General features: G+C 64.6%; 22 protein-coding genes. 16 read left to right on the top strand and 6 right to left on the bottom strand.

The window, feature by feature from the left end; genetic code table 11:
- Positions 1-4: 4 nt before the first annotated feature.
- Entirely contained in the window at positions 5-928 is a 924-nt protein-coding gene (locus J2X19_RS24945; protein ID WP_310377147.1) for an SMP-30/gluconolactonase/LRE family protein, read from the top strand.
- Positions 929-1,017: 89 nt separating this feature from the next.
- Positions 1,018-1,968, top strand: a complete 951-nt coding sequence (locus J2X19_RS24940; RefSeq protein WP_310377146.1) for a LysR family transcriptional regulator — start codon at positions 1,018-1,020, stop codon at positions 1,966-1,968.
- A 29-nt stretch (positions 1,969-1,997) separates the two neighbouring features.
- On the opposite strand, the gene J2X19_RS24935 is transcribed toward J2X19_RS24940, so the two are convergent.
- Positions 1,998-2,318 (bottom strand): PsiF family protein, encoded by a 321-nt coding sequence (locus J2X19_RS24935; RefSeq protein ID WP_310377145.1) that lies wholly within the window; start codon positions 2,316-2,318, stop codon positions 1,998-2,000.
- A 122-nt stretch (positions 2,319-2,440) separates the two neighbouring features.
- On the opposite strand from J2X19_RS24935, the gene argS reads away from it, so the two are divergent.
- The 8 genes from argS to J2X19_RS24895 all read left to right on the top strand — a co-directional run bounded on the left by argS (position 2,441) and on the right by J2X19_RS24895 (position 10,390).
- Complete coding sequence (gene argS, locus J2X19_RS24930) at positions 2,441-4,114, top strand: arginine--tRNA ligase (protein ID WP_310377144.1); 1,674 nt, start codon at positions 2,441-2,443, stop codon at positions 4,112-4,114.
- A 12-nt stretch (positions 4,115-4,126) separates the two neighbouring features.
- Entirely contained in the window at positions 4,127-4,846 is a 720-nt protein-coding gene (locus J2X19_RS24925) for an SPOR domain-containing protein (protein WP_310377143.1), read from the top strand.
- A gap of 78 nt (positions 4,847-4,924) precedes the next feature.
- Positions 4,925-5,587: a thiol:disulfide interchange protein DsbA/DsbL gene (locus tag J2X19_RS24920; protein ID WP_310377142.1), complete on the top strand. Its 663-nt coding sequence runs from the start codon at positions 4,925-4,927 to the stop codon at positions 5,585-5,587.
- A 137-nt stretch (positions 5,588-5,724) separates the two neighbouring features.
- The gene (gene lptA, locus J2X19_RS24915) at positions 5,725-6,351 is read left to right on the top strand and encodes a lipopolysaccharide transport periplasmic protein LptA (protein WP_405048743.1); all 627 of its coding nucleotides are present in this window, start codon (positions 5,725-5,727) and stop codon (positions 6,349-6,351) included.
- On the top strand, positions 6,348-7,112 hold the full coding sequence (gene lptB, locus J2X19_RS24910) for an LPS export ABC transporter ATP-binding protein (protein WP_310377141.1): 765 nt from the start codon (positions 6,348-6,350) through the stop codon (positions 7,110-7,112). The genes lptA and lptB overlap by 4 nt, the downstream gene beginning before the upstream one ends.
- Positions 7,113-7,119: 7 nt before the next feature.
- Positions 7,120-8,697 (top strand): RNA polymerase factor sigma-54, encoded by a 1,578-nt coding sequence (locus tag J2X19_RS24905; RefSeq protein ID WP_310377140.1) that lies wholly within the window; start codon positions 7,120-7,122, stop codon positions 8,695-8,697.
- 51 nt (positions 8,698-8,748) lie between these two features.
- Complete coding sequence (locus J2X19_RS24900; RefSeq protein ID WP_310377139.1) at positions 8,749-9,951, top strand: THUMP domain-containing class I SAM-dependent RNA methyltransferase; 1,203 nt, start codon at positions 8,749-8,751, stop codon at positions 9,949-9,951.
- Positions 9,941-10,390 carry a putative toxin-antitoxin system toxin component, PIN family gene (locus J2X19_RS24895; RefSeq protein ID WP_310377138.1) on the top strand — a complete coding sequence of 150 codons (450 nt, stop codon included), beginning with the start codon at positions 9,941-9,943 and terminating at the stop codon, positions 10,388-10,390. The genes J2X19_RS24900 and J2X19_RS24895 overlap by 11 nt, the downstream gene beginning before the upstream one ends.
- On the opposite strand, the gene J2X19_RS24890 is transcribed toward J2X19_RS24895, so the two are convergent.
- A complete protein-coding gene (locus J2X19_RS24890) occupies positions 10,371-12,029 on the bottom strand; it encodes an FMN-binding glutamate synthase family protein (protein WP_310377137.1) in 1,659 nt (552 codons plus the stop codon). The genes J2X19_RS24895 and J2X19_RS24890 overlap by 20 nt on opposite strands.
- Before the next feature lie 62 nt (positions 12,030-12,091).
- On the opposite strand from J2X19_RS24890, the gene J2X19_RS24885 reads away from it, so the two are divergent.
- Entirely contained in the window at positions 12,092-12,907 is an 816-nt protein-coding gene (locus tag J2X19_RS24885) for a UPF0149 family protein (protein ID WP_310377136.1), read from the top strand.
- A gap of 43 nt (positions 12,908-12,950) precedes the next feature.
- On the opposite strand, the gene J2X19_RS24880 is transcribed toward J2X19_RS24885, so the two are convergent.
- Entirely contained in the window at positions 12,951-13,436 is a 486-nt protein-coding gene (locus J2X19_RS24880) for a nuclear transport factor 2 family protein (protein WP_310377135.1), read from the bottom strand.
- A gap of 326 nt (positions 13,437-13,762) precedes the next feature.
- Here J2X19_RS24880 and J2X19_RS24875 point away from each other — a divergent pair, with 326 nt between their 5' ends.
- The 4 genes from J2X19_RS24875 to J2X19_RS24860 are packed head-to-tail and all read left to right on the top strand — an operon-like array spanning position 13,763 to position 18,703.
- Complete coding sequence (locus J2X19_RS24875) at positions 13,763-15,175, top strand: class I SAM-dependent methyltransferase (protein ID WP_310377134.1); 1,413 nt, start codon at positions 13,763-13,765, stop codon at positions 15,173-15,175.
- The gene (locus J2X19_RS24870; RefSeq protein WP_310377133.1) at positions 15,169-16,518 is read left to right on the top strand and encodes a sensor histidine kinase; all 1,350 of its coding nucleotides are present in this window, start codon (positions 15,169-15,171) and stop codon (positions 16,516-16,518) included. The genes J2X19_RS24875 and J2X19_RS24870 overlap by 7 nt, the downstream gene beginning before the upstream one ends.
- Positions 16,511-17,692, top strand: a complete 1,182-nt coding sequence (locus J2X19_RS24865; RefSeq protein WP_310377132.1) for a sensor histidine kinase — start codon at positions 16,511-16,513, stop codon at positions 17,690-17,692. The genes J2X19_RS24870 and J2X19_RS24865 overlap by 8 nt, the downstream gene beginning before the upstream one ends.
- 36 nt (positions 17,693-17,728) lie before the next feature.
- On the top strand, positions 17,729-18,703 hold the full coding sequence (locus tag J2X19_RS24860) for a response regulator (RefSeq protein WP_310377131.1): 975 nt from the start codon (positions 17,729-17,731) through the stop codon (positions 18,701-18,703).
- On the opposite strand, the gene J2X19_RS24855 is transcribed toward J2X19_RS24860, so the two are convergent.
- On the bottom strand, positions 18,675-19,178 hold the full coding sequence (locus J2X19_RS24855; RefSeq protein WP_310377130.1) for a CinA family protein: 504 nt from the start codon (positions 19,176-19,178) through the stop codon (positions 18,675-18,677). The two genes, J2X19_RS24860 and J2X19_RS24855, sit on opposite strands and share 29 nt — an antisense overlap.
- A gap of 23 nt (positions 19,179-19,201) precedes the next feature.
- Positions 19,202-19,696, bottom strand: coding sequence for a phosphatidylglycerophosphatase A family protein (locus J2X19_RS24850; RefSeq protein ID WP_116608248.1), 495 nt, complete (start codon positions 19,694-19,696; stop codon positions 19,202-19,204).
- A gap of 64 nt (positions 19,697-19,760) precedes the next feature.
- Here J2X19_RS24850 and J2X19_RS24845 point away from each other — a divergent pair, with 64 nt between their 5' ends.
- Positions 19,761-20,897 carry a M14 family metallopeptidase gene (locus J2X19_RS24845; RefSeq protein ID WP_310377129.1) on the top strand — a complete coding sequence of 379 codons (1,137 nt, stop codon included), beginning with the start codon at positions 19,761-19,763 and terminating at the stop codon, positions 20,895-20,897.
- 227 nt (positions 20,898-21,124) lie between these two features.
- On the opposite strand, the gene J2X19_RS24840 is transcribed toward J2X19_RS24845, so the two are convergent.
- A complete protein-coding gene (locus J2X19_RS24840; RefSeq protein ID WP_092757601.1) occupies positions 21,125-21,394 on the bottom strand; it encodes a hypothetical protein in 270 nt (89 codons plus the stop codon).
- Positions 21,395-21,453 lie beyond the last annotated feature (59 nt).

The raw sequence follows: 21,453 nt of genomic DNA, 5'->3' as shown, positions 1-21,453 counted from the left end.
CGCCATGTGGAACCTTTCCGGCATTCCGCCGCAAACCATTGAAGCCGAGCTGCTGACGCGCCTGCCCGACGCCTTGCGCCAGCCGCGCCGCACCGACTGGGTCGACGCCAACAAGCCCGGCCATGTGCTGGACAGCTTTCTCGAAGGCCCGGTGTTCGACCGCGCTGGCAATCTGTACGTGACCGACATTCCCTACGGCCGCATCTTCCGCATCACGCCGGCACTGGAATGGCAACTGGTGCTGCAGTACGAAGGCTGGCCGAACGGTCTGGCCCTGCACGCCGATGGCAACCTGTGGATTGCCGACTACCGTCGGGGCATCCTGCGCCTGGACCTGGCCAGCGGCGAGCTGCGCACCGTGCTCGGCCACCGCAACAGCGAATCCTTCAAAGGCGTGAACGACCTGACGTTTGACCTGCAAGGCCGCCTGTACTTCACCGACCAGGGGCAGACCGGCCTGCACGACCCCACGGGCCGGGTCTACCGATGGAGCCCCGACGGCCGGCTCGACCTGTTGTTGGCGAATGCGCCGAGCCCGAACGGCCTGGTGCTGAACGCCGAGGGCAATTTGCTGTACCTGGCGGTGACGCGCGGCAACCAGGTCTGGCGCGCGCCGCTGTTGCCCGACGGCGCGCTCAGCAAGGTCGGCGCCTTCCAGACTTTCTTTGGCAGCAGCGGGCCTGACGGCCTGGCGCTGGCGGCGGACGGCAGCCTGGTGGTCGCGCATGCGAGCTTGGGCGGCGCCTTTGTGCTGAATCCGCGCGGCGAAGTCACGCATTTCGTGCGCAGCCCAACTGGCAGCACGCTGACCAACCTGGCGTTCCGGCCCGGCACGCATACGCTGGTGATGACCGAGTCCTCCAGCGGCAGCGTACTGCAGGCGGCGCTGCCGTGCAGCGGCCAGACCCTGTACTCGCACAGCCGCTAGTTTGCTATTGAATTAATAGCTGTTGGCGCCGGTATTTTGTGCGCCAGAGCCCTATTTCTTATAAGTTCCCGGCGTGCGGATAATCCGGCATGGCCCAATTCAAGCAGCTGGAAACCTTTGTCGCCGTCGTCACCCGCGGCAGCCTGACCGCGGCCGCCAAGGCCGAGGGCGTGGCGCCGGCCATCATCGGCCGGCGGCTCGATGCGCTGGAGGAACGACTCGGCGTCAAGCTGCTGCTGCGCACCACCCGGCGTATCAGCCTGACGCACGAGGGCAGCGCGTTTCTGGAGGACTGCCAACGCGTGCTGGCCGATCTGGCCCAGGCCGAGGCCAGCGTCTCGGCCGGCGGGGTGCAGGCCAGCGGTCATTTGCGCATTACAGCGCCGGCCGGCTTTGGCCGCCGCCACGTGGCGCCGCTGGTGCCCTGGTTCCGCGAGCAGCATCCCGAGGTGACGGTGTCGCTGAACCTCAGTGACCGGGTCGTAGACCTGGGACGCGACGGTTTTGACTGCGCGGTGCGGGTCGGCGACTTGCCGGACTCCAGCCTGGTCAGCGTGCGCCTGGCCGACAACCGGCGCCTGTGTGTGGCCACGCCCGCGTTCCTGAAGCGCCACGGCACGCCGCAGCACCCCAGCGAGCTGGGCAAGTTCGACTGCCTGGCCTTGTCCAGCGAGTCGTCGCAGACCCGCGGCTGGGCGTTCCGAGTTCCGGCAGCGTCGGGTGAAAAAGACGGCTTTGAAACCTTCTACACCAAGCCCGGCGGCCCGCTGGACTGCTCGGACGGGCAGGTGCTGCACGACTGGTGCCTGGCTGGCTACGGCATCGCCTGGCGCAGCACCTGGGAGGTCGAGGCCGAGATCGCCCGTGGCCAGCTGGTGTCGGTACTGGATGCGTTCGCCGCGCCGCCGAACGGCATTTACGCGGTGTTTGCCCAGCGCAAGCATTTGCCGCTGCGGGTGCGGCTGTGGATCGACTTTCTGAAGCAGCACTACGGCCGGCCCGGCTTCTGGACAGCCGCGGACATGAAAAAGCCCGGCTAGCCGGGCTTTTTAGAAGTGCGGAGGGGGGCTTAGCCCTTCAGGCAATCGCTCATGAACTTCTTGCGTTCGTCACCCTTGAGTGCTTTGGTCTTGGCGTCGGCGTTGCAAGTGGTCATCTTAGTTTGCTGGGCGGTCTTGCCGTCGGCGGCAGCCGGGGCTTCGGTCTTGGCGCTCAGGCATTCGCTCATGAACTTCTTGCGCTCGTCGCCCTTGAGTGCCTTGGTTTTGGCGTCGGCATTGCAGGTGGTCATTTTCATTTGCTGGGGCGTTTTTTCCTTGTCGGCTGCGTGGACCGAGCCAAGAGACAAAGCCAGGCCCAGGGCGGCGATGAGGGGGAATAGTTTTTTCATGCGTGCTCCAGTAGAAAGGAGGGGGTGGAAGTAATCCGGTGCAAAACGCCGTCAGGCCACCGGATTGCAACCTATAACGGCGCATCCCGCAAGTCGGATGACCGGCCCCGTAAAATCCCCCGATGCTCTCAGTCAAACACGAATTGCTCGCGGCGCTGGCCGTTGGGCTGGAAAAAATTGCCCCCGGCGCTGGCGCCAAAGCCGCGTTCGAGTCCCCCAAGGTCGCGGCCCATGGCGATTTCGCCTGCACCGCCGCCATGCAGCTGGCCAAGCCGCTCAAGCTGAACCCGCGCCAGCTGGGTGAAAATCTGCGCGCTGCACTGCTGGAGCAGCCGGCCTTCGAGAAATGGGTGGAGGCCATCGACATCGCCGGTCCCGGCTTCATCAACATCAAGCTCAAACCCGCGGCCAAGCAGGAAATCGTGCGCGAAGTGCTGTCTGCTGGCGCCAGCTTTGGCGTGCAGCCCAGCAACGGCCAGCACATCCTGGTGGAGTTTGTCTCCGCCAACCCCACCGGCCCGCTGCATGTAGGCCATGGCCGCCAGGCGGCGCTGGGCGATGCCATCTGCAACCTGTATGCGACCCAGGGCTGGGACGTGTACCGTGAGTTCTATTACAACGACGCCGGCGTGCAGATCGCCACTCTGGCGAACAGCACGCAGATGCGCGCCAAGGGCTTCAAGCCTGGCGACGCCGAGTGGCCCGAAGCCGCCTACAACGGCGACTACATCGGCGACATCGCGCAAGACTTTTTGGCCGGCAAGACCGTCAAGGCCGACGACCGCGAAGTCACCGCCTCTGGCAATGTGGACGACCTGGATTCGATCCGCGAATTCGCCGTGGCCTATCTGCGCCGCGAGCAGGACCTGGACTTGCAGGCCTTCCAGGTGAAGTTCGACAATTTCTACCTGGAATCCAGCCTGTACACCAGCGGCCGGGTCGATGCCACGGTCAAGCTGCTGCAGGACGCCGGCAAGACCTACGAGCAGGACGGCGCGCTGTGGCTGCAGTCCACCGACTACGGCGACGACAAGAACCGCGTGATGCGCAAGACCGACGGCGGCTACACCTACTTTGTGCCGGATGTGGCCTACCACATCGCCAAATGGGAGCGGGGCTTCACCAAGGTGGTGAACATCCAGGGCACCGACCACCACGGCACCATCGCCCGCGTGCGCGCCGGCCTGCAGGCGGCGAATGTGGGCATTCCCCTGGGCTACCCCGACTACGTGCTGCACACCATGGTGCGGGTGGTGCGCGGCGGCGAAGAGGTGAAGATATCCAAGCGCGCCGGCAGCTATGTGACGCTGCGCGACGTGATCGACTGGACCAGCAAGGACGCGGTGCGCTTCTTCCTGCTGAGCCGCAAGCCGGACACCGAATACACCTTCGACATCGACCTGGCGCGTTCGCAGAACAACGACAACCCGGTGTACTACGTGCAATACGCCCATGCGCGGATTTGCAAAATGTTACGCGACTGGGGCGGCGACGTGGCGGCGCTGCAGAGCGTAGACCTGTCCAGCCTGCTGGTGCCGCAGGCCCAGACCCTGATGCTGCAGCTGGCCAAGTACCCGGAGATGCTGAGCAGCGCCACCGAAGGCTTTGCGCCGCACGACGTGACCTTTTATTTGCGCGAGCTGGCGGCTAATCTGCACAGCTACTACGACGCCGAGCGGGTGCTGGTGGACGACGAAACCCTCAAGCTGGCCCGCCTGGCGCTGGTCGCGGCCTGCGCGCAGGTATTGCACAATGGCTTGGCAGTACTGGGCGTGGGTGCTCCGGAAAAAATGTAATTGACAGCAAGCATGAAAAAACAAAAGCAAAGCGGCGGCACCATCATCGGCTTTATCGTCGGTGTGGTGGTCGGTCTGGGTTCGGCACTGGCGGTGGCGGTCTACGTCACCAAGGTGCCGGTGCCGTTCATGAACGGCAAAACCCAGAACAGCAGCGCCGACCACGATGCGGCCGAAAACCAGAAGAACAAGGACTGGGACCCGAACACGCCCTTGCATGGCAAGAACCCGGTGCGCCCGGTGGCGCCCGTCGTGGCCGCCCCTGAAGTCGCGCCCGAGCCGCCGGCTGCGGCCACGCCCGTGCTGGTGCCGTCGGCTCCGGTCGTAGCGGCGTCCAAGCCGGCCAAAGCCGATTCCAAGGCGACGGCCGCCGCATCCGCCAGTGCCGATCCGCTGGGCGATCTGGCCAAGGCCAAAGCCAAGGAAGCCAAGGCCGCTACTACCGCTACCGCGGCAGCCGCTCCGGCAGCCCCGGCGCTGGGCCCGACGGCCGAGCCCTTTGAGTATTTTGTGCAGGCCGGCGCCTTCCGCACCCCGGAGGACGCCGAAGCCCAGCGCGCCAAGCTGGCCATGATGGGCATGGAAGCCAAGGTCAGTGAACGCGAGCAGTCGGGCCGCACGGTGTTCAGGGTCCGCATGGGCCCGTATGCCAAGCGCGACGACGCCGAGCGCGCCAAGGACAAGCTGGAAAGCGCTGGTGGCGAAACCACGCTGGTGCGCGTGCAGCGCTGAACGCCTCAGAACCCCCACCGGGCGCGCTGAACTTTTCGGCTGCCGCCCAGTCCGACCCCCCACAAGGAGTGATTGCATATGAAACGTCGTGAGTTTTCGCTGACCTCAGCCGGTGTGCTGGCGGGCTCGGTAGTGGCCTTATCGCCCGTGGGCACGGCCCAGGCCCAGGGCAAGCCGCCCGAAGCCGGCAAAGACTATCTGGTGCTGGAGAAGAAAGTACCGGTCGAGGCACCTGCGGGTAAGGTCGAGGTGATCGAATTCTTCTGGTACGCCTGCCCACATTGCTTTGCGTTCGAGCCGGCCTTGACCGCCTGGCTCAAGCAATTACCCAAGGATGTGGCGTTCAAGCGCGTGCCGGTGGTGTTCCAGGACAGCTTCGTGCCGCCGCAAAAGCTGTACTACACGCTGGAAGCCATGGGCCAGCTGGAGGCCATTCACTCCAAGGTGTTCAATGCCATCCACGTAGAGCGCCAAAAGCTCGACAAAGACGCGCTGGTGATCGAATGGGCGGCCAAGCAGGGCCTGGACAAAGCCAAGTTCAGCGAAACCTACGGCTCGTTCTCCGTAGCCACTAAGGTGCGCAAGGCGGCCCAGCTGCAAGAGGCTTACCAGGTGGCCGGCGTGCCCGCCATGGGCGTGGCCGGCCAGTTCTATACCGACGGCACCCAGGCCCAGTCGATGGAGCGCGGTCTGACGGTGGTGGACTACCTGGTCGCCCAGCAGCGCAAGATCAAGTCCTGAAGCGTCCCTAGCGTCTTGTGGCGCATAGGCCCCATAGACCCGTTTGGTGCCGAATCTTCAAAAGCCCGCGAATGCGGGCTTTTTCGATTTGCGGGGCCGGATCGGCCGTTACAATGGATTGCAAGATTCGTGCCTCTATGAAAAAAGCCTACCTCTCCACTCTCCAATACCTCCTTCTGGCCCTATGTGCCCTCACGGGTGGGTGGGCCGCGGCTGAAAAAGCCGACCGTCTCAAGCCCATGAATGTCGAATCCGACGCCATGCGCTACGACGACCTGAAGCAGACCAATGTGTTCACCGGCCGGGTGGTGATGACCAAGGGCACCATCATCATCCGCGGCGCCCGCGTCGACGTACGCCAGGACGCCGAGGGCAACCAGTTCGGCGTGGTCACGGCCGAGCCCGGCAAGCTGGCCTATTTCAAGCAAAAGCGCGAGGGCTTGGACGAATACATCGAGGGCGAAGGCGAAACCATTGAATACAGCAGCAAGCTGGACAACGTGCGCTTCATCAAGCGCGCGGTGATGCGCCGTTTGGTCGGGAGCAAGGTTAACGACGAGATCACCGGTGGGCTGATCGTCTACGACAACACCACCGACGTGTTTACCGTGGACAACAACCTGGGCGGACAGAATACGCAGAACGGCCGGGTCCGCGCGATGCTGACGCCCAAAGCCGCAGCCTCCGCCCCGGCAGGTACGGCTAGCTCCGGTACCGGACCGGTCTTGCGCCCCAGCACCACCCTGGAGGGAGCGCAGAAGTGACGGCGGCCGTGGAAGTCGCCGACAGCCGCCTGGAAGCCCGCCACCTGCAAAAGGCCTATGGCAGCCGCAAGGTGGTGAAAGACGTGACCTTGGCCGTGCGCAAAGGCGAGGTCGTCGGCCTGCTGGGCCCGAACGGCGCCGGCAAGACCACCTCGTTCTACATGATCGTGGGCCTGGTGCGGGCCGATGGCGGGCATATTTCGATCGATGGCCAGTCGGTCGAGCACATGCCCATCCACCGCCGTTCGCGCCTGGGCTTGAGTTATCTGCCCCAGGAAGCCTCGATTTTCCGCAAGCTCACGGTGGCAGAAAACGTGCGCGCCGTGCTCGAGCTGCAGCAGGACGATGCGGGTAAATCGCTGTCCAAAGCCGCGATTGAAGAGCGTTTGACGGCCTTGCTGCAGGATCTGCGGGTCGAGCATCTGCGCGAATCCAGCGCCATGGCGCTGTCTGGTGGCGAGCGCCGCCGGGTCGAAATCGCCCGAGCGCTGGCGACCCAGCCGCGTTTCATCCTGCTCGACGAGCCATTCGCCGGCATCGACCCGATTGCGGTGATCGAGATCCAGCGCATCATCAGCTTCCTCAAGTCGCGCGGCATCGGCGTGCTGATCACCGACCACAACGTGCGCGAAACCCTGGGTATCTGCGACCACGCCTACATCATCAGCGACGGCCATGTGCTGGCCCAGGGCACGCCAGCCGAGATCGTGGACAACGCCGATGTGCGCCGCGTCTATCTGGGCGAGCATTTCAAGATGTGATGGCGCCATGAAGCAAGGCCTTTCCCTCCGCGTTTCCCAGCACCTGGCGCTGACGCCCCAGCTGCAGCAGTCGATCCGTCTGTTGCAACTGTCTACGCTGGAGCTGAGCCAGGAAGTCGACCAGATGCTGGACGAGAACCCGTTTCTCGAGCGCAACCTGGACGATGCACCGCGTGAAGAGTTCGGTCTGGCGCAGTCGGACACACCCGTCAGTGCTGGCGACCGGGAAACCGAATCTGCTACTAATTCCGTAGCTGAATACGCAGGCGAGAGCAGCGCAGAAGCCTCAAATGACGCCGAATCTCCGCTGACCGGCGGTGATGACACCAGTTGGGACGGCGACGGCACCTCCGAGATCAAGCCCGACGATAGCGAATGGGGCGGCGACGCTCCCGCGCGGCAGAACAACCTGGGTGAAGACGGCGAGGTAGATGCCACCGAGCTGGCGCGCAGCCAGGAGTCGCTGACCAGCTTTCTGCACCGCCAGGCCTTGGCCCTGCGTCTGGGCGAAGTGGACCAGGCAGCGCTACGCTTCCTGATCGAGTCGCTGAATGACGACGGCTACCTGGAAGACGACCTGCCCACCCTGGCCCAGGGCCTGGCCGGCGACGACCCGGAAGCGGTGGACGAGCTGGTGCACCGTTTCACCGTGGCCCTGCGCCTGCTGCAAAGCCTGGAGCCGGCCGGCGTCGGCGCCACCCATCTGGGCGAATGCCTGGTGCTGCAGCTCAAGGCACTGCAATCCAGCATGGGCGACGACCCGGTGCGCAAGACTGCGCTGCGCATCTGCCGCCAGCCGATGGACCTGCTGGCCCGCCGCGATGTGAAGCGCTTGTCGCAGCTCTGCCATGCGACCGAGGCCGACATCAAGCTGGCCATGGGCTTGATCGCCCGGCTCGAGCCCAAGCCGGGCCGCCGCTTCGTCGACGTGGAGCGCAACATCGTGGTGCCCGACGTCATCGTGGCCAAGGTCGGCCGCGGCGCCAACGCCAAGTTCCGCGTGCTGCTGAACCCCGAAGTGATGCCGCGCCTGCGCGTGCACGACATCTACGCCAACGCGCTGCGCCAGCACAAGGGTGGCGGCAAGGACTCTTCCAACAACGCGGCCTTGCAGCAACGGCTGCAGGAAGCGCGCTGGTTCATCAAGAACATCCAGCAGCGCTTTGACACGATTTTGCGGGTCAGCAATGCCATCGTCGAGCGGCAGAAGAACTTCTTCAGCCACGGCGCGCTGGCCATGCGCCCGCTGGTGTTGCGCGAGATTGCCGACGAGCTGGGCCTGCATGAGTCCACCATCAGCCGCGTCACCACCGCCAAGTACATGGCCACGCCCTATGGCACCTTCGAACTGAAGTATTTCTTCGGCTCCTCCCTGGGTACCGAGACCGGCGGCAATGCTTCCAGCACCGCAGTACGTGCGCTGATCAAGCAGTTTGTCGCCTCCGAAGACCCGAAGAAGCCGCTGAGCGACAGCCAGCTGTCCGACATGCTGAAAGAGCAGGGCATTGAATGCGCGCGCCGCACCGTGGCCAAGTACCGCGAAGCCCTGCGCATCGCCCCGACGAACCTGCGCAAAGCTCTGTAAGGGGCTGCCGCTGGCCTGTCTGGGACGCGGTGACACTAGGAAACGATTGATATGAACCAACTCCAATTATTTTTACCCTGCGCCGCCGGCGTGGAAGAGCTGCTGGCCGAAGAGGTGCACGAGATCACCGGATTGCAGGGCGAAGACCTGCGTGTCCTGCGCGGCGGCACTTTGGTGCGCTCGTCGTGGCGCGATGCGATGCGCCTCAACCTGCACAGCCGTCTGGCACAGCGGGTGCTGATCGAGCTCTCTAACACCGAGTACCGGAACGAGCAGGATTTGTACGAGGCGGCCAGCAATATCGCCTGGGAGATCTGGTTCACGCCCAAGCAAAGCTTCAAGATCGAGGTCACGGCGCAGCACAGCCCGCTCAATTCGCTGAACTTCGCCGCGCTGAAGGTGAAAGACGCGGTGGCGGACCGCTTCCGCTTCAAGACCGGTGTGCGGCCCGACGTGAATGTGCAGTGGCCCGATGTGCGCATCTACCTGCACCTGACCACCGAGCGCGCCACCATCTACATCGACACCTCGGGCGACGCGCTGTTCAAGCGCGGCTGGCGCGAAGACAAGGGCGATGCGCCGTTGAAGGAAACCCTGGCCGCCGCGATGATCGCCGCCAGCGGCTGGGACGGCACGACCCCGCTGTACGATCCCTGCTGCGGCAGCGGCACCATCGCCATCGAGGCCGCGCAAATCGCCTGCAATATCGCGCCCGGCAGCCTGCGCCGTTTTGGCTTCGAGAAGTTGCTGCCGTTCCAGCCCCATGTATGGACCGCCATCCAGGACCAGGCCCACGCCGCCGAGCACGAGCCGCAGACCCAGATCTTCGGCAGCGATGTGGCGTTCCGGATGGTCGATTTCGCCACCCGCAATGCCGAGCGCGCGGGCGTGGCCGGCGTGGTCGAGTTCCGCGGCGGCGACGCCTTGCAGCGCATGCCGCCCGCCGAATCTGGCGTGATGCTGCTGAACCCGCCCTATGGCGAGCGTATCGAGGTGGCCGGTGTGGCCGGTCGGCGCGAAGCTGCGCAGACCGAGGACGGCAGCGGCGATTTCTTCCCGCAGCTCGCCACCCACTGGAAGCGCAATTACGCGGGCTGGACCGCGTGGATGTTGACGCCGGACCTCAAGCTGCCCGGCAAGATGCGTCTGAAGGAGTCGCGCCGCGTGCCGATGTGGAACGGCCCGATCGAATGCCGCTTGTTCCGCTTCGACATGGTGGCGGGCTCGGCCCGACGCGGTGCCGATGGCAAATAAGCCGCTGGAGCTGGGCCCCGGCCCGCACGCAGTGGTGCTCGACACCAACATCGTGCTGGACATGTTCATCTTCGACGACCAGGCCTCCAAACCGCTGCAGCCGGCGCTGGCCACCGGCCAGCTGCGCTGGTTGGCCACCCAGCACATGCGCAACGAGCTGGAGCGGGTACTGGACTACGCGCACCTGGTGCCGCGCATGGCTTTCTACCAAACTAGCAAGGCCGACGTGCTGGCCCAGTTCGACCGCTTTGCCAACCTGGTCGAAGTGGCGCCACGCATCAGCGCCATCTGCAAAGACCCCGACGACCAGTGCTTCATCGACCTGGCGGTCGCCCACAAGGCCGTGTTGCTGAGCAAGGACAAGGCCGTGCTTTCCATGAAAAAACGGCTGCTAGCGCAGGGTGTATCTGCGCAGGCAGCTATTCTATTTGTAGCGTAAAGCTTTCGGCGCTGGCCCGCGGCCAGTAGAACTTGTAGACATTCGGCAGGCTGCTGATGTCGCGGTCCAGCAGTGCGTCGATGGCCAGCGGCGGCAGGATGGTGACCAGCAGCTTGACCCCGGTTTCATTCACCCGGCGCACGATGTGGTGGGCGGTGATTTCGCCCGGATGGCGCAGGCCGGCGGCCTGGACCATTTCCTTCAGTGCTTTCAGTGTGTTCTGGTGGAACTGCAGCACCCGTTCGGCCTTGTCGGGCACGATCAGCGCCTGCTGGCGCACCGGGTCCTGGGTCGTCACGCCGGTCGGGCAGTGGCCGGTGTGGCAGGCCTGGGCCTGCAGGCAGCCGAGTGCAAACATGAAGCCGCGCGCCGAATTGCACCAGTCGGCGCCCAGCGCCATCATGCGGGCGATATCGAAGGCGCTGACCACCTTGCCCGCGCAGCCCAGCCGGATGCGGCTGCGCAGGCCGACACCGCGCAAGGTGTTGTGCACCAGCTGCAGGCCTTCCTGCAGCGGCGCGCCCACGTGGTCGGTGAACTCCAGCGGCGCGGCGCCGGTGCCGCCCTCGGCGCCGTCGACCACGATGAAGTCCGGTGTGATGCCGGTGGTCTGCATGGCCTTGACCATGGCGAACCACTCCCAGGGGTGGCCTATGCACAGCTTGAAGCCGGTGGGCTTGCCGCCCGACAGCTCGCGCAGCCGGGCGATGAACTGCATCATCTCCACCGGCGTCGAGAACGCGCTGTGCGACGAGGGCGAGACGCAGTCCACGCCCTCCGGCACGCCGCGCGCCTCGGCGATCTCGGCGCTGACCTTGGGGCCGGGCAGCACCCCGCCGTGGCCGGGCTTGGCGCCTTGGCTGAGCTTGAGCTCGATCATCTTGACCTGCGGGTTGCGGGCGTTGGTGGCAAAGCGTTCGGCGTTGAAGCTGCCGTCGTCGTTGCGGCAGCCGAAGTAGCCCGAGCCTATCTCCCACACCAGGTCGCCACCGTGCACCTTGTGGTGTACCGAGATCGAGCCTTCGCCGGTGTCGTGTGCGAAGTGGCCGCGCTGCGCGCCTTTGTTGAGCGCCAGGATGGCATTCGCCGACAGCGCGCCAAAGCTCATGGCCGAGATGCTGAACACGCTGGCGTCGTAGGGCTGGGTACAGCTGGAGCTGCTGGCCGGCAGCCCGGTCTGACTGTCCAGGCCGACGGTGATGCGGAAGTCGTGGCTGGCGACCTCGGTGGGTGCGACCGAGTGGTTGATCCACTCGTAGCCCTCGGCCAGCACATCCAGCTGGGTGCCGAATGGCCGCTTGTCGATATCGCCCTTGGCCCGCTGGTAAACCAGAGCCCGCTGGGCGCGCGAGAAAGGGTTGGCTTCGTTGTCGGCCTCGATGAAATACTGGCGGATCTCCGGGCGCACATATTCCAGCATGTAGCGCATATGGCCGATGACAGGGTAGTTGCGCAGCACCGATTTCTTGGTTTGCTGCAGGTCGTAGATGCCCAGGCCGACCAGGCACAGAAACACCAGGCCGACCAGGGCGCCGGTATGGAAGGCGACCACGCTGAACAGGCTCAGCAGCAAGCCCATCACGCACAGCCCCATGGCGGTGTAGCGCACCGGGTAGATCGAATTCAGATAGTTCAGCATCAGGGGATTCTCCTGGCCGCGATGCTACTGGCTAAACTGGGGGTTTGCTATCCGAGATCACCATGACTTCCACCCCCATTTCCGCCCCTCTGCAGCCCGAAGACTTTGACGCGCTGGACCTGATCCTGGAGGATCTGCGCACCCGGTACGACGAAACTCCGCAGTGGGAGTTTTGCGAGGGTTTCATGGCGGCCTTGGTCTGTGGTCGTAAGGTGATTGCGCCCAGCGAGTATTTCTCGGTGCTGCTGGACATTGGCGATGGCGAAGGCAGCTTTGCCGACGAGGCCCAGAAAGAGGCCTTCATGGCGCTGTGGACACGGCGCTGGAACGAGGTGGCCACTGCGCTGGACGAGAAGGACGTGAAGAACCTGTCCGACGAAAAAGCCTATACCCCCGAGGTGCTGGATGTGCGCGCCATGATGCTGTCGCTGACCCCCGAAGAGCGTGCCGAAGCCATGGTGGACGACGAGGACGGTCCGCTGCCCTCGTTCGGCCAGGTCTGGGCACTGGGCTTCATGTTTGCGGTGGAAGCTTGGCCCGAAGAATGGGAAGCGCCGGCCAAGGACAAGGAAGCCGTGCAGTGGCTGGACGGCGCGCTCAGCGCCATCGTGGCCCTGACCGAAGACGACACCGGCCCGGCCGAGATTTCCGCCTTTGGCCCCGACGAAGAAGGCGGCGAAGAGCCGCCACCCAGCATGTCCAACGCCCGCATGGAGGCTTTTGGCGAAGCCATGTGGGCGGTGTACGACCTGCGCGAACTCTGGCGTTCGCTAGGCCCGCGCGTCGAGACGGTGCGCGTCGAAGCCACCCCGGGCCGCAACGATCCCTGCCCTTGCGGCAGCGGCAAAAAGTACAAGAAGTGCCACGGCATGACCTGATCCTCGTGGCGTGAGACCGTGATCCTGTAGTGGGTTCACAGGCTCACGGTTTGGCCAGGAACTTCTGCAGATTTGCGGCCGCCTGCTTGCGCACCTTGGCGCGCAGCAAGGGCGTCCAGCCCAGCAGCAGGCCGGGTGTGCCCAGCGCCTGGCGCGACCAGGCCCAGAAATCGAAGGCATCGCGGTGCTCGGCGATCAGGCCGGCGGTATTGAAGCGGAACCGTGCGTCGATCCGGTTGTGCACCTGCCGCCCGGTGGCGCTGAAGCGGTAGTGCGCTTCCCAGTGGGCCTGGCCGGTATTGGCGTCGGCCTGCAGGCCGCTGAACTCCAGCTTCCAGGCGTCGCGGCCCTTGGCCTGGGTGGCGGTGCACAGCATGCGCCACATGCCGCCGACCTGTTGCTGGCCGCTCAGCGTGAACACCGGGTCTGCAAATTGCACATCGCTGGCATAGCAGGCGGCCATGGTGTCGGCATCCAGTCGGGCGAAGGCGGTGTAGAAGCGTTCAAGCGTGGCCTGGTTGGGGTGCATGTAAACCTTTTTATGTTACATAATGTTGCATTATTCGGTGATTTTGTGGGTTGCAGACGCTTCCTTTATCGAGTCGCGCAGCCACCACAAAGAATGCATTTTGACGGCCTGGCTGGTCTTTGGCGGCGCACAACGGTGACAGAATGGCCGGGCTTGAATGTTGTGAACCTTCGTCGCTGCGTGCGGCGGGCCAGTCCGACAGATCCCATGCCCGCCTTGACTGGGATAGGCGGGCCGCGGAATGCCCCGGAGCATGGAGGTTTTTTCACCTTAACCGACAGCCTGTTGAACCTTGCAGGCCCACCTCTTGTGAGTGCCCCATTCCTGTGCAGTCTTTAAGCTCCATCCATCCGGTGATTTCGTTCCGCAACAGCCACGACGAAGGTATGCGCGGCACCCTCATCAGCCACCAGCGTGGTTCCTTGGTGATGGAGGTGTACAACCCGCATTCCCTGGTGCAGGTCAGTGAAGTGCTGCACGAGCTCACCGTGCGTTCAGGCCAGAAGAGCATTTACAAGGGCAAGGCCGTGGTGGTCAGCCTGATCAACACCGGCCTGATGGCGGTCGTGTCGGTCAACCTGATGGACCAGTGGAACGAGGTCGGGCTGATGCAGCCCGGCACGGCTGCGGTGGCCGAGGCGGCGGCTTTTTTTGTGCAGGACTGGAGCACCCGCTTCAGCGTGCGGCGCGATTACCAGGTGGTGGTCAGCGAGATGCGGGCCTATTTCTCGGATGTGGCGCGCTGGGTCGACCAGCTGGACGTGGCGGCCAGCCTGCCGCGCGAGGCCGATGGGCGTATCCAGCAGGATGTGTTCATGGAGCTGGGCCTGCCTTTGCTGCACAAGGGCCGCGAATTCCTGCAGTGGTTCGACCAGGAGGCCGCCCAGGTGCCCGACGAGTTGGTACCCATGCACCGCAGCTTTGCGCAAACGGCGATCCACCCCTTGATTCTGCGGGCCCCGTTTGTGCACCGCACCTTTTCCAAGCCGTTGGGCTATGCCGGCGACTACGAGATGGTGAACCAGATCGTCGGCGACCCGCGGCAGGGGCCAAGCAGCTACTTCCAACTGGTCAATTTCATGTTCCTGCAGGCCGGCGTGGCCCAGGCCCACCGCAACCGCATCGACATCCTGTACGACCGCCTGGAAAAACTCGCGGCCAGCGCGGTGCAGGCCGGGCGGAGCATGCGGGTGCTGAACATAGGCTGCGGGCCGGCGTTGGAGATCCAGCGCCTGCTGCAGAAGTGCCCGGATTTCGACCGGCTGGAATTCGTGCTGGTGGACTTTAGCGAAGAGACCCTGGACTACACCCGCCAGCAGCTCGAAGCTCTGCAGCAGGGCAGCGGCAAAACCCTGCAGCTGACCCTGCAGCACGAATCGGTCAACCAGCTGCTCAAGCGCGCAATCCTGACCCAGCCCCTGGCCGAGGAGCAGAAGTTCGACTACGTCTACTGCGCCGGCCTGTTCGATTATTTGACCGACAAGGTCTGCAACCGCTTGGTCAAGTACATGGTCAACCAGTCGCGGGCGGGCGGCAAGGTCTTGATTACCAATGTGCATTCCAGCAACCAGGAGCGGCGCTGGATGGAGCACTTCCTGGAATGGCATCTGATCTACCGCGACGAGCAAGGTGTGCAGAATATCCTGCCGTCGGGTCTGCAGGACATTGAAGTCTTTACCGACATCACCGGGGTAAATGTGTTCGTCGAGTCCACCGTGGGCCCTGGCGCTGCATGCTGAGCTTTGTAGCGACCCGCAAGGACGCCGCTTACCGGCAAGAGCTGCACGGCTATCTGATCTTCAATAGCCGCGCCGCCTGCCTGATGACGATTGCGCTGATCTTGGCCGGGATCGGTCTGGACAATAATTTTTACCCCGGCCAAGCCCCCTATTTTCTGAGCCTACGGGTGCTGGCCTGCGTCTGCATCGGCCTGGTGCTGTTCAGTTACCGGGCCCAGTGGGGACGCGATCACATCAAGGCGTTGACCTATTTCTGGATTTGCATCCCCCAGGCCATGGTCGCCTGGATGATTTTCGTCACCGACGGCGAACGCTCGATCTATTTTGTGGGCTTGACCTTTGTGCTGAGTGGCATGGCGTTCTTCCTGCCGATCTCGTTTTTCGAGGCCGTCTTCTTTGGTGTGCTCACGCTGGTTGCCTATGGCGCGGCCTGTGGTCTGCGTGCCGGCGGCATACAAGACTTCCACGCGCTGTGGGGCAACGCCTTGTTCATGCTGTTCTATGCCTTGATCGGGGTGGCGCTGGCGGTGTACAACGAGCGCTGGCGCTGGCTGTCCTTTCAACTGAAGAAAGAGATCCAGGAGAAGAACGACGCCCTGCAGCAAACCAACAAAGCCCTGGCCGAAATCAAGGGCCATATGATGCAGCAGGAAAAAATGGCCGCCCTCGGCACCTTGGCTGCGGGCTTGCTGCACGAGGTGAACAACCCGGTGAACTACAGCCTGATGGCCTTGAACATGTCGATGATGGACCCCTTGGTGGCCAACAGCCCCGAGCTCAAGGAAAGCCTGGGCGACGCCAAGGAGGGCATGCAGCGCGTGCAAAGCATCGTCTCAGACCTCAAGACCTTTGCCTACCAAAAGCCCGGCGACGAAACCAATACCCGCATCTTCCTGTTCGAGAAAGCCCTGCAGTCGGCCCTGCGCCTGACCGGCTTCGAGCTCAAAGGGATTGCTGTCACCGTCGAACTGCCGATGGACACCCATGTGCGCGGCGACGAACCCGCGCTCATCGGTGTGCTGATCAATCTGCTGGGCAATGCAGCGCTGGCCTTGCACAAAGCCGCACGCACCGGTCCGCGCATCGATGTGCGCGCGGTGCGCACCGGCGAGCGGCTGGAAGTCACGGTGCGCGACAACGGCACTGGCATCCAGCCCGACCACCTGGCGCGGGTGTTCGAGCCCTTTTTCACCACCCGCGATGTCGGCAAAGGCCTGGGCCTGGGCCTGAGCGTCAGCTACGCCATCGTGCAGCGCCACGGGGGCGCGCTGCGGGTGAACAGCGAGCCCGGTGCCTGGACGGAGTTTGCTTTTGACCTGGGCCTGGCGAATCAAAATGTCTGAACTGCTGCTGCCCCCGCCGCTGGCCGCCACGGCCTGCACCATCCTGTATGTGGACGACGAGCCGCAGTCCTGCAAATGGTTTGCGCGCAGCCTGGCCGATGAGTTCACCATCCTCACCGCCACCAGCGTGGATGCGGCGCTGGCGCTGCTGCGCGCCCATGCGTCCGAGGTGGCAGTGCTGGTCACCGACTACCGCATGCCTGAGCGCAACGGCCTGGACCTGCTGGACGTGGCGCTGCGCGAGCACCGCCATCTGGTACGCCTGCTGGCCACCGGCTATGCCGAGAAAGCGGTGGCCATCGCCGCAGTGAACGTGGCCCAGGTGTTCCGCATTCTGGAGAAGCCGCTTGACGCCGAGGCCACCCGCCAGGCCTTGCGCGATGCGCTGGCCTTGCACCGCCAGCAGGCGCTGCAGCGCCTGGTGCATGAAAACCGCGTCACCGCCATGCACGACACGCTGGGTTTTCTGGCGCACGAGTTGGCCACCCCGCTGAGCACGGTGCGCGGCTATATGGACGCGCTGCAGGCCCGGCATACCGCCCCCGAGCCCGGCGTGGCCCGGTTTTCCGAAAGCAGCGCGGGCGAGGTCCTGGCCGCGCTGGCTGCCAGCCAGCGCCAGGCCGCGTACTGCCAGTCGCTGGTGTCGCGCTTCGTGCAATCGGCGCGCGATGCCGACCCGGGCGGCGTCGCCAGCCAGGTAGCGGCCAGCAGCCTGCTCACGTCTTTGCTCGACGGCTATCCGTTCGCTGGTGACCAGCGCGCCTGGGTCCGCACCCACCTGGATGCCGACTTTGTGCTGCCCGGCAAGCGCGATCTGCTGTACCTGGTGCTGTGCACATTGACCAAGAACGCCTTGCAAGCCCTGCAGGGCCGCCCCGATCCGCAGCTGCAGATCTGGCTGGGCCACGACCCGGCCAGCCAGCGCGACTGCATCCGCATCAGTGACAACGGCCCTGGTATCGCCCCGGAGCTGCTGGCCCGGTTGAGCCTGGAGCCGGCCACCACCCGGGCCGCCAGCGGCGGCCACGGCATGGGCCTGGTGCTGTGCCGCCGCGTGCTGCAATCGCTGGGTGCCAGCATGGTGCTGGCCTCGCCGCCGGGCCAGGGCACCTGCGTGAGCCTGTATTTCAAACTCTTTCCTGCGCGACTTGCACCGCATCCGGATGCTGCGTAAGTTCTTCTCCTTCCACAAACATGGCAAGATGACCCTATGAGACCTGACAAAATTCTGTACGTCGACGACGAACCCATGGCGCTCAAGTACTTTGAACGCTTGATCAGCCCGATGGCGCCAGTGCTTACCGCGCTGTCGGTGGAAGAGGGCAAGGCGGTGCTGCAAGCCCGCGGCGGCGAGATCGCGGTGCTGATCTCCGACCAGCGCATGCCCGGTGCCATGGGCAACGAGTTGCTGCGCTATGCGCGCGACCACCACCCGAGCATGGTGCGCATGCTGACCACCGCCTACTCGGAGCTGGGCGAGGCCATCGAGGCCATCAACACCGGCGAAATCTACCGCTACGTCACCAAACCCTGGGACCTGGAGCTGCTGCGCGCCGACATGCGCAATGCGCTGGAGCTGTCCGAAACCCGCTGCGAGCGCGACAACCTGCTGCGCGAAAAAATGGCCGTGCAGCGCCAGCAGCTGCTGGCCAGCCGCATCTCGCAACTGGCCGTGGTCTGCGCGGGCTTCATGCACGCCGACTACGCGCGCGGCCTGCAGGTGTTCTTGCAGGCGGCCGAGCGCAGCGGCTGCGCGTTGCCGCCTATCGACTGGCGCAGCATGGACCATGCCGAGCTGATGCAATACGAAGCCCAGCGCAGCGTCGCCATCGGCCAGGCCATGGCCGGCTGGCAGCATGTGTTTGCGGCCGTGGCCACCCCGGCCGCGGCCCTGCAGGCGCTGGCCGATGCCTTGCCTGGCCAGGTGGAACTAGTGGGCGACAGCGCCACCATCAGCAACCGCCAGCCGCTGACCTGGCTGCTGGATGCGGCTTCGCACGAGCCGCCGTCGCCCGCGCTGGTCGCCTGGCTGGCCTGGTTGATGTGGTGGGGCGGCAGCGCCCAACTGCAGAGCAGCGAGCAGGGCCTGGTGGTGCGCCTGGGCGACACGCCATCGGCGGCGCCGGCCGACTGGATGGCGACTGCCATCGAGCGGATCAGCCTGGCGGCGTCCGAGGCGGCTTAAGCAGCTCGACCAGCCGCTGCAGTGCGTACTGCACCGTGGCGGCGCGCACCGCCGTCCGGTCGCCGGCGAACTGCCGGCATTCGCTGTAGATTTCGGTCTGCTGGGTGCCGGGTACGGCAAAGCCCAGCCACACCAGGCCTACCGGTTTCTCGGCACTGCCGCCGCCCGGGCCGGCCACGCCGGTGACGGCGATCGCCACCTGGGCTTGCGAGTGCGTGAGCGCCCCGGCCACCATGGCGCGCACCACTGGCTCGCTGACCGCGCCGTGGGCCGCTATCAAGGCCGCGTCCACCCCCAGCATCTGGGTTTTGGCATGGTTGGAATAGGTCACAAAGCCGCGCTCGAACCAGTTGCTGGAGCCGGCCAGCTCGGTGCAGGCAGCCGCGATCATGCCGCCGGTGCAGCTTTCGGCGGTCGCCAGAAACCAGCGGTTTTCCAGCATCAAATCGGCCACTGGCGCAGGGAGTGATTGCATGGCTAGCTATTAAAAATATAGTGTTACAGGAAGCGCCAGAACGCAATCACCAGCAGGGTGCAGAACGCCGCCACCAGGTCGTCAAAAATAATTCCCCAGCCGCCGCGTGCGTTCAAGCCCTTGAACACCTTGTCGGCCCAGGCCACTGGGCCGGGCTTGGCTGCATCGAAATACCGGAACAGCCCAAACGCCACCAGCTGGCCGACAAAGCCGGTCGGCATCACCAGCCACAGCACCAGCCAGAAGGCGATGATTTCGTCCCAGACGATGGCGCCGGGGTCGGCCACGTTCATATGCCGCGCGCACACCGTGCAGGCCCACCAGCCGACCAGCAGCGCACCCAGCAGCAGCCAGCCCATCTGGGCCTGCGTCAGCTGCGGCTGCAGCACCAGAAACGCCAGCCAGGCCCACAGGGTGCCGGCCGTACCGGGCGCCACCGGGCTCAGGCCCGAGCCAAAGCCCAGCGCGATGAAGTGCGCCGGGTGGGAGAGCAAAAACCGGGCGCTGGGGCGTCGCATAGGGGGCTGGGGTGAAGGCAAATCCATAGCTCAGATTATGGTGGAGGCCACGCATAATCCCTGGATGAACCCCCTGCATATCTCCTCCCAGTTCGATGCCGGCGCCATCGATGTGATCAGCCTGGCCGACCCGCAAGACATCCAGCTGCAGATCCGCCCCGACAACGCCAGCCCCTTTGCCCAGTGGTTCTACTTCTGCCTGCAGGGCGCGGCCGGCGTGCCGGTGGTGCTGCGGTTTTTGAACGCCGGCCAGAGCGCCTACCCGCCGGGCTGGGACGGCTACCGCATCGTCGCCAGCGTGGACCGCCAGCACTGGTTCCGACTGGACGCCAGCTACGACGGCCAGGTGATGACGGTGCGCACCACGCCTACGGCGAACCGGCTGTACTTCGCCTATTTCGAGCCTTATTCGCACGAGCGCCATCTGGATCTGCTGGCCGAAGCCACGGCTTCGGACTTGGTGGCAGTGGAACACCTGGGCGCCACGCTGGACGGCCGGGACATGACGCTGCTGCGCATCACCGACCCGCAGGTAGGCACGGCGAAGAAGAAGGTCTGGCTGATCGCCCGCCAGCACCCTGGCGAAACCATGGCCGAGTGGTTCGCCGAAGGTTTTGTGCAGCGCCTGCTGGACCGCGCCGATCCGCTGAGCCGGGTGCTGCTACAGCAGTGCGAATTCTTCGTGGTGCCGAACATGAACCCCGACGGCGCGCTGCGCGGCAATCTGCGCACCAATGCCGGCGGCGCGAACCTGAACCGCGAATGGCTGGCGCCCAGTCTGGAGAAATCGCCCGAGGTGTTCCATGTGCGCGCCAAGATGCAGGCGGTGGGCGTGGACTTGTTCCTAGACGCGCATGGGGACGAGAACCTGCCCTACAACTTTGTTGTCGGCACCGAGGCCAACCCCGGCTTCAGCCCGCGCATCGAGGGCTTGCAGAATATTTTCAAAGCCGCCTGGCTGGCCGCCAGCCCTGACTTCCAGACGGAAGTCGGCTACCCGCGTGCCGCCCCCGGCCAGGCGAACCTGAGCCTGGCGACCAATTGGGTCGGGCAGCACTTCGACTGCCTGGCGTTCACCATCGAAATGCCGTTCAAGGACAACGCCAATCTGCCGGATGCCGATGCAGGCTGGAATGGCGAGCGCTCGAAGAAGCTGGGAGCCAGCGTACTGGCGGCGGTGAGGGCGGCGGTTTCTGTATAAAAACGGCCTCTGACGCGGTATGTGCCTGCGCTAGCAGCTATCTAAAATATAGCGCTGCATAGGCCGTATAGACCGCATCCCGGAGCGCTGCAAGCGACCGGGAGAATTTTCAAGAAAAAACACCTGCTAGCGCAGGTGGATTGTGCGGAGCCAGCTATCTAAAGAATAGCGGCGGGGCACGATGCCATGGGGCCGGAGCCCCATTCCCGATGCGGATGGCGCCGGGCTTACTTGGCGGCGTGCTGGATTTCGTGGCGGTCGGCGGCTGCAAACAGGTCGGCGGCAAAGCCGGGGTCGGTGTCGGCGTAGGACTCGGCCATCAGGCGCACTTGTTCGGCTTCTTCGAAGACGGTCAGGGCGCGGGGAGCGGATTTTTGGAACAGCGAAGCGGAGACGGCGGCGACCAGGTTGGCGGCGGCGGTAGCCAGTTCACGCAGAGCAGAATTGACCGCAGGTGCTGTAGCGGTGCTGGTCAGTTGCAAAGTATTGGTGGTCATGGTGTTTACTCCTGTACATCGGGTTGACGTTGGAGTGAATTATAGGGTTAACCCTAGTT

The organism is Rhodoferax ferrireducens (assembly GCF_031458075.1).
In the GTDB taxonomy this organism is placed as follows: Bacteria; Pseudomonadota; Gammaproteobacteria; order Burkholderiales; family Burkholderiaceae_C; genus Rhodoferax_B; species Rhodoferax_B ferrireducens_A.
The sequence above is the reverse complement of the archived record's forward strand: the minus strand, read 5'-3'. Positions and strand labels throughout refer to the sequence as shown.